This is a genomic window from Marinomonas algae (assembly GCF_047525555.1).
In the GTDB taxonomy this organism is placed as follows: Bacteria; Pseudomonadota; Gammaproteobacteria; order Pseudomonadales; family Marinomonadaceae; genus Marinomonas.
Genome location: NZ_JBLIXK010000004.1, coordinates 183,478 through 196,707 on the forward strand (window position 1 = coordinate 183,478; position 13,230 = coordinate 196,707).

Genomic DNA, 13,230 nt, shown 5'->3' on the forward strand with positions numbered 1-13,230 from the left:
GAAACTCAATCCTCGCCCAATAAGTCGATGGCTTCTATTAATACATCACAAAAGCGATCAGCTTCTTCCATTGTATTATAACAAGCAAAAGAAGCGCGTAATGTGCCTTCCACACCAAGTGTTGCCATTAAAGGTTGGGCACAGTGTGATCCGGATCTAACGCCTATTCCTTGGCTATCTAGGTAAGAATTCAAATCCAAAATATGAACATTGGGTACAGATAAAGAAACCAAGGTTGTGTTGTTTTCAGGCGAATGAATCTTAATGTTTTCGTGATGAAAAAGTCGTTTATAAACATGAGCGGCGAGGGATTGTTCCCAATCCAATAACGCCTTTCGATCTTGTTTCTCGATGAAATCACAGGCCGCCGCTAAGCCAATCGCGCCTTCGATGTTCGGTGTTCCAGCTTCTAATCGATAAGGTAAATCGTTGAATTCTGTCGTTTGATAAGACACTTTTCGCACCATTTCTCCGCCCGTTTGATAAGGTGATAAGGTGTCTAATGCAGACGTCTTTCCATACAAAATACCAATGCCTGTTGGGCCATACATTTTGTGCCCAGAAAAAACATAGAAGTCGCAATCTAGCTCTTCTACATTTACTGGATAATGAGCCACCGCTTGCGCGCCATCCACCAAGGTTAATACGCCTTGTTGTTTGGCCAGTTCTAACATGGCTTTTAGTGGCGTACTGACGCCAATGGCGTTAGATATTTGAGTGGCTGCGAAGATTCGTGTTTTTGGCGTAAAGTAGGATTCGTATTCCGCTTTCCATTGGCCATCGGCTTCCAGCGGTAAAATACGCAAAACAGCACCGGTTCGGTTTGCCAATTGTTGCCAAGGCACCAGATTCGCATGGTGTTCCAAACTGGTAATCAGAACTTCGTCGCCTTTCTCTAGTGAATGCTCTAAACCATAAGCCAGCATATTAATGGCTTCTGTTGTGCCTTTTGTCCAAATCACATGACTGTCTTGTGGCGCACGAATAAATCGAGCCACGGTCTGGCGAGCAACTTCAAACTGACTGGTGGCTTTGTCGCTGAGAAAGTGCGCGCCACGATGCACGTTCGCATTGGTGTTGCGATAATAGTCTTGAATCGCATCTAAAATGCACAAAGGCTTTTGAGTGGTCGCGGCATTATCTAAGTACACAAGCGGATGACCATGGGCCATTTGATTCAAAATTGGAAAAGAAGAGCGAATAGATAAAGGATCAAAAGCCATGTTCGTTGCGAATCTCACTAGTAAAACGCAGGAATTGTATATTAACTTCCATCAAAATCGGGAAATATTGGCCTTTTACTTGCGTTTTTTTCATACAGATATAATGATTGATAACAGATACTAGATGACAAACCAGAAAAGGTACAAAGCAGTGGCAGATTTTTTATATAAGGGTGTCGTAGATTGGTTTTTAGATCAGATGTCACAAGAATCCATTGTGCCCGGCGATCGTATGCCATCTCTACGAGTCTTATCAAAAGAGTTGGGCTTGAGCTTAAACACTGTCATACATGGCTATGAGCTTTTAACGAAAGATGGCTGGATTGAGTCTCGTCCTAAATCTGGCTATTTTGTTTGTCATCGAAGCGACACTAAACCTGCTTTATTGCTGGCAGGTGAAACTCTCCAAAAGCTCTCCAGCGAAGGCGTGAAACCCGCTTGGTCTTGCCTTACTCATCGTGGCGCATTAGTTGATCAAAGCGATGCCTTTTTGAACCCTGTTACTCGTCAAGATGATCTTCATTTACCTGTATTGGGTAAAGGGCAATTAACGGCTCGCGAGTCTGTGAGCGAGTATTTGAAAGGGTTGGGCATCAAGGTGCATGCCTCGCAACTTTGGTTGGGGCATTCTCCGTTAGCGGTTTTTACTCAGAGCGTTCAAAGCTTAACCAAGCGAGACGACACTGTGCTTGTATTGGAGCCTTGTGATCCGAGACTGACAACCACATTGCAGAGCCTTGGAAGGCAAGTGATTACAATCAGCGCAGGTGATCGAGGCGTGGATTTGGATTTGGCTATTCGTTGTTTACGAGACGAATCCATTAGCTTAATTGTGTTGCCAGGTCAGTTTTCTTTTCCGGCTGGGCAGCTAATAAGTAACTTAAGCTTACGCCGCTGGCTTGCCATAATCGAAGAAACAAAATTGCCTGTGATCGAATGGGATTTGTGTTCGCATCTCGCCTATCGTGCTGGCCCGATTTTGACTTATAAGTCTTTAGATCAATCGGATCACATTGTGTATATCGGAGGCGTTGAATCAAAAGGCTTCGGTCGCTCTGCTAGCTGGTGTTTACCGGGTCGATATCAGGCTTTGCTGGAAGGTGCGTTTCTTGGTGCAGATATGGCGCTTAGCGACGCTCAACAAACCGCATTAAGTGAGGCTTTGCAGCCCAATAGTAAGCGCTCATTAACACGTCGAGCAAGAGACGTTTGGGCAAACTCTGAGCGAGTAAAAGCACATTTAGAAGCTCGTCTTGGTGAGCATATTAGCTTTGCGACAAGCAAAGGCGGCATGTCACTCTGGATGCATTTATCTGAGCCTTTAGATGTCAGCAGCTTAACTTCATTATTAGCGACTTTTAGACATGCCATTGTTCCTGGTGCATTAGTGAGTCATGAACCAGACGCGAATCATTGGTTAGCCGTGAATGTAACATTGGATGATGTCGAACCATTGGCAAACGCTTTGTCGGAGCATTTGGCGATTGATCAGCATGAGAAGGAAGATTTGGCTGTAGAAGAAACCATAGCTGAAGAGCCTGATCTTGAAGAAGTTGTGCCTGAGAAAATTGAGTCTGAAGAAGTGTCGCCTGAAGCCAAAGCGACAGAAGAAAGTGTAGAGAACGAACCTTCTGACAAACCAGCAGCAGAAGACAGTGATAAGAAATCACGCAATGCCAGCACTGATCCGCTTTATAATCCCATGCTTGATCTGATCAATCATGATTTTGGTTAGTAAGAAATCAGAATGAATAAAGGCGCTATGAAAGCGCCTTTTTTATTGTTTCTAACATGCTGGTGTGGTTTTTGTAATCCAGCGGGATAGGCATAAGTCTATCTCCAATCAGCAGTGCTAATGAAGGGAAAGAGTTTAAGCCAAGGTGTCTTGCTTGTTCGATTTCTTCTTCAAGAAGTTTTTCATTTTTAACGTGTGACATGGCTTTCTGGAAGCTGTCTGCTTTAAGTCCTATGTGCTCTGCGCATTCCGTTAAAGTGTCTATGTCTGAAGGGTTTTTCGCTTCAAGGTAATAGGCTTTTTGAATGGCGTGGTACATTTCTTCTTCTAAGCCTGTGTCTCTTGCTACGTAGCAGGCTCGACAAGCTGGGTAAGTAGAACGACGAGGAGAAGCCGTGCGCCAGAAGTCGAAGTTAAACTCTGTCCCCAGTGTCATTTGGATGTTTTTCCAAGTGCTTTCTAGCTTGTATTTCATGTCTTCTGGCATTGGAAGATCAGAATCAATCGCCAAGCCGCCTAATAGCGGTTGTATTGTTAATTGGTCTGAGTCGATTAAACCTTGTAAGGATTTTTGTAGTTTCGTCCAAGTTGGACTGAATCCCCAGCACCAGCTGCACATTGGGTCGTAACAGTAAATTAATGTGGCCGTCATTTATGGCTCCAATTCTCAATATCGACAAAAAAGTGATCCATAAGGTAACAGCCTATTTAGTGATAAAACAATACGCCTGAGCGCAATAGACATAAAAAAACGGCTAATGAAGTCATTCATTAGCCGTTTTAGAAAGACTATTTAAGCTTAGTTTTTCAAGATTGCTGCAATGGCATCACAAAGTGGTTCCATATTCTCGTGGGTCATACCGGCAACACTGATGCGTCCTGAGCCTACGATATAAATACCGTAATCTTGGCGAAGCTGAGCCACTTGATCTGGTGTTAATCCAGAGAAAGAGAACATGCCTTGCTGTTGAGAAATAAAGGAGAAGTCTTGGTTAACGCCTTTAGCTCTCAATGTATTAACAAACAAGCTACGCATTTCATGAATGCGAACACGCATGTCTTTCAACTCACTTTCCCATAAAGCATAAAGGTCTGCATCGTTTAGTATTTCAGCAACGACAGCAGAGCCGTGGGAAGGTGGGTTTGAATAGTTAGTGCGAATACAGCGTTTTACTTGAGTGAAAGCAGTCTCTGCTTGCTCGGCTGTGTCACAAACAATCGTCAATGCACCAACACGTTCGTTATAAAGGCCAAAGTTCTTGGAGAACGAGCTGGCAATTAGCATCTCAGGAACGTGCTCTAAGAAAGTACGCAGACCTTGAGCGTCTTCCGTTAAACCTTGTCCAAAGCCTTGATAAGCAAAGTCGAACAAAGGTAAGAAGCCTTGCTTGCTGCAAAGTTTCGCTAATTGATACCACTGCTCAGGTGTTGGATCGATACCTGTTGGATTGTGGCAGCAACCATGGAATAGCACAACATCGCCTTCTGGGATTTGAGACAAGCTTGCAAGCAATGTTTCAAAGTCCAAAGACTTAGCGTCAGCATTGTAATAAGCGTAGCTGCCGACTTCTAAGCCAACAGATTGAAAAACGGATTGGTGGTTTGCCCAAGTTGGGTTACTGACCCAAATCGTGGCTTCTGGTAAATGCTTTTTAATGAATTCGGCCGCAACACGTAAAGCACCAGTACCGCCAGGAGTATGGGCAGTCTGAGCGAGTTGCTTGGCAATGATTTTGTGATCGCTGCCAAATAAAAGTGTCTGCACCGCAGAACGGTAATCAGGTGCACCCTCGATGCTGAGGTAACTTTTGGTTTTTTCTTTGGTTAACAAACGCTCTTCCGCTTGTTTTACCGCTTTTAGAATGGGTGTATTGCCTTGCTCATCTTTGTAAACACCAACGCCCAAGTTAATTTTATTAGGATTAGTGTCATTTTTATAAGCGTCATTTAGACCAAGAATAGGGTCTGCAGGAGCCGCTTGGATATGTTCAAACATGGTAACTCCCCCAAGAGGGTTATTGTCTGTTTTTATTAGGAATTAGAAGATATAAAAATCAGGGCTAATGTTACTCTAAGACGCCATTGACCGCTATAAATTGAAAGACAGAAGAAGGATATTATTACGACTAAACACGTTTTTTTACAAAAGGTGTGATTTTTTTAGTGAAAAACACACGCTGCCTAAGCGTAGTCGTTAGGCAGAAGAATGTGCTTGTTTGGTTTTAAGAGAGTAGAGCTTTACTCATCCCAACCGTTTGAAGTGTTGTCTTGCAGACGCTTTAGCTCTAAATGCTGTTCAATGGCTCGTCTCGCCTTTAACATACGCGCAGCGTCTTCTTTTTGGTTATTCTCTTTCATTTCATTGTCTAAGCTAATAGACGCATGCATGATATCAGTTTTTACTTCGGTTAAAGTTTCAGAATAATTGCTCATCGTAATACCCTTTTAGCTTTGTAATAACAGATGAAACGCATAGATCACTGTTATCAGCAGTGGAAAAAAGTCAAAATAGACAGACAACTCATTTTCTACTTAATAAAAAACGGAAATCGATCAAAAATCAATCTCTTTTTACGCGTTTTTTATGACAAAAAAATTAATTAATCATGGCGGAATGTAATGGACGTTTCTTTTATCCTAGACTCACTGAATGACAAGCAACGAGAGGCTGTCGCGGCACCGTTGCAAAATAGCCTTGTGTTGGCGGGCGCTGGGTCAGGAAAAACTCGAGTATTAGTACATAGAATTGCATGGCTAATGCACGCTTATGAATTATCACCTTACAGTCTGATGGCCGTAACCTTTACCAATAAAGCGGCCCGTGAAATGCAGGGTCGTATTGAAGAATTGGTTGGCGTTCCGCCGCAAGGTATGTGGGTCGGAACTTTCCACGGCTTGGCTCATCGCTTGTTACGCGCGCATTGGCGCGATGCTGGATTGAAAGAAAACTTTCAGATCATGGACAGCGATGACCAACTTCGTTTGATCAAACGAATCATGCGAGAGCTACAAATCGATGATACGCGCTGGCCGCCCAAACAAGTGTCTTGGTTTATCAATGCTCAGAAAGACGAAGGTCGCCGAGCCGCACATGTGCCAGACAGCCATGATCCTTTTACTAAAGGCATGCGCGAACTCTATTACCACTACGAAGAAGCCTGTGAACGTGGTGGCTTATTAGACTTTGGTGAGCTACTACTGCGTGCTCATGAGCTCATGCTAAGTACTCCTGCATTGTTGCGCCATTATCAAGATCGTTTCCGCCATGTGCTGGTGGACGAGTTTCAAGATACCAACACGATTCAATACGCTTGGTTGCGCATCATGGTTGGCGATCAAGGTACGATAACCGCTGTGGGCGATGACGACCAATCTATTTATGGCTGGCGTGGCGCGAAGATAGAAAACATCCAGAGTTTCACGAAAGACTTTAAAGACGTTGGCACCATTCGGTTGGAGCAGAATTACCGCTCTACAGGCCATATTTTGAATGCGGCCAACGGCTTGATCAAAAACAACGATGACCGTCTTGGTAAAGAACTTTGGACTGACAGCGGAGAAGGCGATCCGATTTCCCTTTACGCTGGATTCAATGAGCAAGACGAAGCGCGCTTTATTCTTGGCATCATCAAACAATGGCGAGACAAAGGCACATCTTTGTCGGACATGGCGGTTCTATATCGCTCGAATGCTCAGTCACGAGTGATAGAAGAATGCCTTGTTAGGGAACAGATTGCTTATCGAATTTATGGTGGGCACAGATTCTACGACCGCTTAGAAATCAAAAATGCCTTAGCTTATGCACGTTTGGCGCTTGATCCTAACGATGATGGTGCGATGGAGCGAGTCGTCAATGTACCGCCTCGTGGTATTGGTGAGCGCAGCATTGGGACGCTACGGGAAATTGCTCGTGATAATGGCTGTTCTATGTGGGATGCCGCTCAAGAAGTGGTTCGACAGTCGCTTATGCCAGCAAGAGCCACTAATGCGATTAAGTCCTTCTTACATCTTATTGAAGGTTTGAGTACGACTGTCCAGCAGCCGGATTTGAACCTGAATGACATCTTTGAACAAATTATTGAAGAAGCCGGTTTAATTCCCTTCCATGAGAAAGAAAAGGGTGAAAAAGGCGAAGCTCGAATTGAAAACTTGAAAGAACTTGTCGGCGCCGCAGGTGGATTCAGCTGGAACGATGAAGACGAAGAATTCAGTTCACCATTAATGGCTTTCCTTGATAAAGCGGTATTAGACGCTGGCGATGCGCAAGCAGATGAATACCAAGATGCAGTGCAATTGATGACGCTTCACTCGGCCAAAGGCTTGGAGTTTCCGTTGGTGTTCTTAACGGGCGTAGAAGAAAACCTCTTCCCAAGCAAAATGTCATTTGAAGAACCGGGCAGGCTCGAAGAAGAACGTCGCCTTTGCTACGTTGGCATTACTCGCGCCATGGAAAAACTCTACATTACGTATGCGGAGTCTCGTCGTTTATTTGGTAGCGAATCCTTCAACAGTCCTTCTCGATTCATCAAAGAGATTCCACCGGAATGCTTGGAGGAAGTACGCTTACGTTCGCAAGTGAGCCGACCTGTTTCTATGCAACGCCCAGACTATCAGTTTGAAAAAAACAAACTGCAAAACAGCAATGTCTTGAACAGCTATAAAGCCCCAGAAGTTACAGTAAACATGGGCGATCGTGTGAGTCATCCTGTGTTTGGTGAAGGCTTAGTGGTGAACTACGAAGGCCAAGGCCCACAAGCTCGCGTGCAAGTGAACTTTGATGATGAAGGCACGAAATGGTTAGTTTTATCCTTCGCTAAATTGGAAGTGATTTAGGGTTTGGTTGTTGGCTGTTATTAATGGTTGTTAGATAAAAGAGAGTATTTATTTGCGCCTGTTTCGCAAGCTCAACGCGTCAGCATAAATACTCTCTTTCATCATGTTTATTCATAAAACAAGTAAAATTTCTAGGCGTTAAACTGTTCACCAATCTAAAAAATAAAAACAAAGGAGTAAGGTGTGGCTATTCGAGTAGGTTTGATTGGCTTTGGTTTGTCTGGGCGTATTTTTCATGCGCCTTTTGTGTTGAATGATGCTGAGATGGAGCTGGCGTATGTTTGCAGTTCTAAGCCGGACGAAGTGAAGGCGACTTTATTTGATTGGAGTGCGCCGGATGCGGTTGTGTTGCCGTCTGCGGAAGCGGTTTTTCAAGCCGATGATGTGGATTTGGTGGTGATTACGACGCCGAATAAGCTGCATTTTGATCAGGCAAAACAAGCGCTTGAGCATGGAAAGCATGTTTTATTAGAAAAACCATCTGTAACCAGTGTTGAAGAGATAGAAGCACTTTGTATCCTAGCTAAGCAAAAAGGCTTGGTATTTTGTGTGTATCAAAACCGTCGCTTTGATGGTGATTTCCAGCGTCTGCAGGCGTTAATTGCTGGTGGCGAGTTAGGTGAGTTGAAACAGCTAGAGTCCCGCTTTGACCGTTTTCGACCTGCTCCTCAAGTGAGATGGCGCGAAGAGCCTGGCGTTGGTGCGGGAATTTTCTGGGATTTAGGGCCACATTTGTTGGATCAGGCTTTGTGTTTGTTAGGAACTCCAGATTGGATTCAAGCCAGTATCGACATATTGCGAGAAGGCGGTAAAACGGCTGATACGTTTGAAATGGAATTGGGTTATGGCGATAAACGTGTACGCCTTGGCCATAGCTCATTTGAAGCGGGTGATATGCGCCGATTTAATGCTCGATTTACCAAAGGCAGTTGGCAATGCCTTGGTTTAGATCCGCAAGAAGACGCATTGCGAGCAGGGCAAATGCCTTGGGAAAGTGAGTTTCCTTCCAAAGCTTCTGAGCAATCTAATCAGCGATTTGTGGCACAAGCTTCAAATCAGATTGAAAAGGTTGAAGAAGATCCGACACAAGGCAGTTACGCTGCATTTTATGGCCAGCTTCGTGACGCCATCCTTTATAAAAAAGAAGCGCCTGTGCCGATGAAGGATGCTTGTGAATTGGTTTATGGATTGTGTTTAGCAGAAGCGTCTGCAAAAAGTGGACAGCGATTATCTTGGAATTATGTCGCTAGTATTTAGCCATTTTCCTTCTATTTCCATGAAAAAGAGAATTATTCATAAAATAAGGACTTTTTTCATGGAAAAGGGTTGAGCAAAATTCCTGCACTTCTTATTATCTCTCGCCCCTTTTTTGTTTTATGCATCTAAAGGGGATCGTCTAAGGGTTATTGTCTGTTTGATTCCATAATAAAAATATAGCGAAAGGTAGGATTAGACTCTGTCTTTGGCTGACTATATCAAGGCATTTTTACATGCCATAAACAGATTCATATTTAGTAACTGGCTTCCTGAGGGAAAAAAATGCGTAATTTAATGGTATTAGGCAAATTGGCGACGGCCAGTTTGTTGGCTTTGTTTTTGGTCGCTTGTGGCGAATCAGAAAAAAACGAAGAACAAGCTTCAGCGACAGATAAAGTTGAAACTTATGAATGGAAAATGGTCACGTCTTGGCCGAAGAACTTTCCTGGGCTTGGTACGAGTGCAGAATCTCTAGCACAGAATATATCTAAGTTATCTGGTGGTCGCTTAAAAATTAAAGTTTATTCTGCTGGTGAGCTTGTTCCTGCATTAGAAGTTTTTGATGCTGTCTCTCGTGGTACGGCCGAATTGGGGCATAGCACAGCATATTATTGGAAAGGTAAGGTACCAGCAGCACAGTTTTTCTCTTCTGTGCCTTACGGTATGACAGCGCAAGAATTTAATGCTTGGTTGGAATACGGTGGCGGTATTGAACTATGGGAAGAAGTATACGCTCCGTTTAACATTACTCCTTTGGCAGCCGGTAACACAGGGCCACAAATGGCAGGTTGGTTTAATAAAGAAATCAACTCTTTAGATGATTTTCAAGGTCTAAAAATGCGCATGCCAGGCATCGGCGGCGAAGTTCTAAATCGTGTTGGTGCAATTGCAGTTAATTTACCAGGTAGCGAAATATTTACCGCGCTGCAAACTGGTACGCTCGATGCAACTGAGTGGGTTGGTCCTTATAACGACTTAGCTTTTGGTTTATATCGCGCTGCGAAATATTACTACTACCCTGGTTGGCAAGAATCTGGTTCAGCGGTTGAGCTTTTAGTTAATAACGATGCAATGGCGACGTTACCAGAAGACTTGCAAGAGATTGTTCGTACAGCTACTCAGCAAGCTAATCTTTCTATGCTAAGTGAATTCACAGCACGTAATGATGCTGCTTTGGAAACATTGCTTAATGAACATCATGTTCAGTTGAAAAGACTTCCAGATGACCTTTTAGCGGCATTAAAAGTCGCGTCGAAAGAAGTGCTTGAGGAAACCGCTAGCGCAGACCCAATGAGCCAAAAAGTTTATGACTCTTTTGAAAGCTTTTTAGGGTCGGTTAGTAAATGGCACAACATCTCTGAGCGCGCATTCATTAATGCACGAGCTAACGATTAATTATTGTGACAATTGTTATCGTAAGCCCTGCTAGTTTAGCGGGGCTTATTTTATGGTTCTGGAAATCCAGTAATTCTCTTTTAAGGGATAAAATAATATGAATAAGTACCTTGTTTGGGTAAAAGTTGGCTTAGTCAGTCTAATCAGTACCGTATTAATTGCGTGTGGTGAAGCGGAAGAAAAAGTAACAGCACAAGCAGAGCAAAAAGCAGAAGTCATTCATTGGAAAATGGTAACTACTTGGCCAAAAAATGCACCGGGTGTTGGTACTGGTGCGGAGAGCTTGGTAAAAAACATCAAAGAAATGTCTAACGGAAGGTTAGATATTAAGGTGTATGCGGCAGGCGAGTTAGTACCAGCGTTAGAAGTCTTTGATGCTGTTTCTCGTGGTACGGCTGAAATGGGGCATGGCGCATCTTATTACTGGAAAGGTAAGGTATTTGCTTCACAATTTTTTACGACAATCCCTTTTGGTTTAAACCCTCAAGAGATGAACGCTTGGATATCTTACGGCGGTGGTTTAGAGCTATGGGAAGAAATATACGCGCCTTTTAATGTTGTCCCTATGTTGGCAGGCAGTGCTGGCGTGCAAATGGGCGGGTGGTTTAATAAAGAAATTAACTCATTAGAAGACTTTAAAGGTTTGAAAATGCGTATGCCTGGGTTAGGTGGAGAAGTGCTTAAAAAAGTAGGCGCAACACCAGTTAACTTGCCGGTGAGTGAAATATTTACTGCGCTACAGACAGGCACTATTGATGCCACTGAGTGGGTTGGCCCTTACAATGATTTAGCATTTGGTTTGTACAAAGCAGCGAAATACTACTATTACCCTGGCTGGCATGAGCCAGGTTCAGCAGTAGAAGCGATTTTCAATAAAGACGCTTTTAATGCTCTGCCAAATGATCTAAAAGCCATTGTTCGTTCTGCAGTTCAGCAAGCAAATTTAGACATGCTTAATGAGTTTACCGCGCGTAACAATGCAGCATTACAAACGTTAATCAATGATCATAATGTGATACTTAAACCATTCCCTGCTGACTTATTGGACGCATTGAAAAAAGCGTCTGATGAAACGTTACAAGAAACGGCCGCGAATGATCCAGAAAGCAAGAAAGTGTATAACTCACTTAAGAGCTTCTTAGGCTCTGTAGATGCATGGCATGATGTATCTGAGCGTGCGTTTATTAATGCTCGTTCAAACGACTAAGTTATATTAAGCACTAATGCTCATGTGAAAATGAGTTATTAGTCTTCTCTAAAGCCCTAACATTCCAGATGTTGGGGCTTTTTTGTCTTAAAAGTCAGAATAAAAGACAGAAAAAACTAAAAAGACCTTGAGGGGAGGTTCAGCAATTCATACTATCGGTCTTGCTTAGTGCATAAAGTGTGATCAAAGAGCCTTTTTATATCCTTATTTCAGGATCTTAGAAAAAGGCTAAGCATTATAAAAATAATTTTAGTTGGTCTCTTGAGGGATAAAAAATGAAAATAACAAAAACGTGGAGCAAGTTAACACTTGTTGGCCTAGCTGCTGTCACTTTGGCTGCATGCGGAGGTTCTGAGAAAGAAGAAGCCGCAAAAGCAGAGCAAAAAGCAGAAGTCATTAATTGGAAAATGGTGACTACTTGGCCAAAAAACTTCCCTGGTTTAGGGACTGGCGCAGAGAATCTAGCACAAAATATTAATGATATGTCGAATGGGCGTTTAAACATCAAAGTCTATGCGGCAGGCGAATTGGTCCCACCTCTTGAAGTGTTCGATGCTGTTTCTCGCGGCACAGCGGAAATGGGTCATGGCGCAGCTTACTATTGGAAGGGCAAAGCGCCAGCAGCGCAATTTTTCACCGCCGTTCCTTTCGGCTTCACAGCGCAAGAAATCAACTCTTGGATTCACCACGGTGGCGGTTTAAAACTGTGGGAAGAAATCTACGAACCGTTTAACTTGATTCCGATGGCGGCAGGTAATACTGGCGTGCAAATGGGCGGTTGGTTCAACAAAGAAATCAATTCCTTAGAAGACTTCCAAGGCTTAAAAATGCGTATTCCTGGCCTTGGCGGAGAAGTGTTGAAGAAAGTCGGCGGAACGCCAATCAACTTGCCTGGTGGTGAAATCTTTACTTCATTGCAAACGGGCGCGATCGATGCGACAGAATGGGTTGGCCCATACAATGACCTCGCATTTGGTTTGTACAAGGCTGCGAAGTTCTACTACTACCCAGGTTGGCATGAGCCAGGCTCCACAATGGAAGCCATATTCAACAAAGGAGCCTTTGAAGCGCTACCAAAAGATCTACAAATGATCGTGCGTTCTGCAGTACGTCAATCAAACGCGGAAATGCTGGATGAGTTTACTGCTCTGAATAACGCGGCGCTGGAAACATTGGTTAATGAGCACAATGTTGTTTTGAAGCCTTTCCCTAGCGACGTTATGTCTGCACTGAAAAAAGCGTCTGAAGAGACACTAGAAGAAGTAGCAGCGGCAGATGCATTGAGCAAAAAAGTCTATGACTCATTTAAAGACTTCGGCGGCAAAGTAAGAGCATGGCACGAAGTCTCTGAGCGAGCTTATATCAACGGACGCGAAGTTGAGTAAGTAATCACTACGAACGAAAAAAGCCCCTTGAATTGCTCTGAAGAGAGATTCAAGGGGCTTTTTTGTGTCGAGTGACCCGTCCTAAATAAGGTTGTCACTTTTCAATACTTCAATTGGAGAGTGCAATGACTACAACACCTAAGCGTACACAGAGAGACTATTCCTTCGCCTTTAAATTGGCAGTTGTTGATCAAG

At 43.5% G+C, this 13,230-nt stretch carries 10 protein-coding genes; 6 read left to right on the top strand and 4 right to left on the bottom strand.

The window, feature by feature from the left end; translation table 11 throughout:
• Nucleotides 1-5: 5 nt before the first annotated feature.
• A complete protein-coding gene (locus ACMUMQ_RS08775; RefSeq protein WP_414681608.1) occupies nt 6-1,223 on the bottom strand; it encodes an aminotransferase class V-fold PLP-dependent enzyme in 1,218 nt (405 codons plus the stop codon).
• A gap of 151 nt (nt 1,224-1,374) precedes the next feature.
• On the opposite strand from ACMUMQ_RS08775, the gene ACMUMQ_RS08780 reads away from it, so the two are divergent.
• Nucleotides 1,375-2,958 (top strand): aminotransferase class I/II-fold pyridoxal phosphate-dependent enzyme, encoded by a 1,584-nt coding sequence (locus ACMUMQ_RS08780; RefSeq protein ID WP_414681609.1) that lies wholly within the window; start codon nt 1,375-1,377, stop codon nt 2,956-2,958.
• A 25-nt stretch (nt 2,959-2,983) separates the two neighbouring features.
• Here ACMUMQ_RS08780 and ACMUMQ_RS08785 read toward each other — a convergent pair whose 3' ends face one another.
• From ACMUMQ_RS08785 to ACMUMQ_RS08795, 3 genes are all read right to left on the bottom strand, one after another.
• Entirely contained in the window at nt 2,984-3,610 is a 627-nt protein-coding gene (locus tag ACMUMQ_RS08785; protein ID WP_414681610.1) for a DsbA family protein, read from the bottom strand.
• Nucleotides 3,611-3,757: 147 nt separating this feature from the next.
• Nucleotides 3,758-4,954: an amino acid aminotransferase gene (locus ACMUMQ_RS08790; protein WP_414681611.1), complete on the bottom strand. Its 1,197-nt coding sequence runs from the start codon at nt 4,952-4,954 to the stop codon at nt 3,758-3,760.
• Between the two features lie 242 nt (nt 4,955-5,196).
• Nucleotides 5,197-5,391, bottom strand: a complete 195-nt coding sequence (locus ACMUMQ_RS08795; RefSeq protein ID WP_414681612.1) for a PA3496 family putative envelope integrity protein — start codon at nt 5,389-5,391, stop codon at nt 5,197-5,199.
• A gap of 186 nt (nt 5,392-5,577) precedes the next feature.
• Between ACMUMQ_RS08795 and uvrD the strand changes: the two genes are divergently transcribed.
• The 5 genes from uvrD (at nt 5,578) to ACMUMQ_RS08820 (ending at nt 13,035) form a co-directional block, all read left to right on the top strand.
• Nucleotides 5,578-7,791, top strand: a complete 2,214-nt coding sequence (gene uvrD / locus ACMUMQ_RS08800; RefSeq protein ID WP_414681613.1) for a DNA helicase II — start codon at nt 5,578-5,580, stop codon at nt 7,789-7,791.
• 183 nt (nt 7,792-7,974) lie between these two features.
• The gene (locus ACMUMQ_RS08805; protein WP_414681614.1) at nt 7,975-9,048 is read left to right on the top strand and encodes a Gfo/Idh/MocA family oxidoreductase; all 1,074 of its coding nucleotides are present in this window, start codon (nt 7,975-7,977) and stop codon (nt 9,046-9,048) included.
• Nucleotides 9,049-9,330: 282 nt separating this feature from the next.
• Entirely contained in the window at nt 9,331-10,443 is a 1,113-nt protein-coding gene (locus ACMUMQ_RS08810; protein WP_414681615.1) for a TRAP transporter substrate-binding protein, read from the top strand.
• A gap of 97 nt (nt 10,444-10,540) precedes the next feature.
• The gene (locus ACMUMQ_RS08815) at nt 10,541-11,650 is read left to right on the top strand and encodes a TRAP transporter substrate-binding protein (RefSeq protein WP_414681616.1); all 1,110 of its coding nucleotides are present in this window, start codon (nt 10,541-10,543) and stop codon (nt 11,648-11,650) included.
• Nucleotides 11,651-11,925: 275 nt separating this feature from the next.
• Entirely contained in the window at nt 11,926-13,035 is a 1,110-nt protein-coding gene (locus ACMUMQ_RS08820) for a TRAP transporter substrate-binding protein (protein ID WP_414681617.1), read from the top strand.
• Nucleotides 13,036-13,230: the final 195 nt, after the last annotated feature.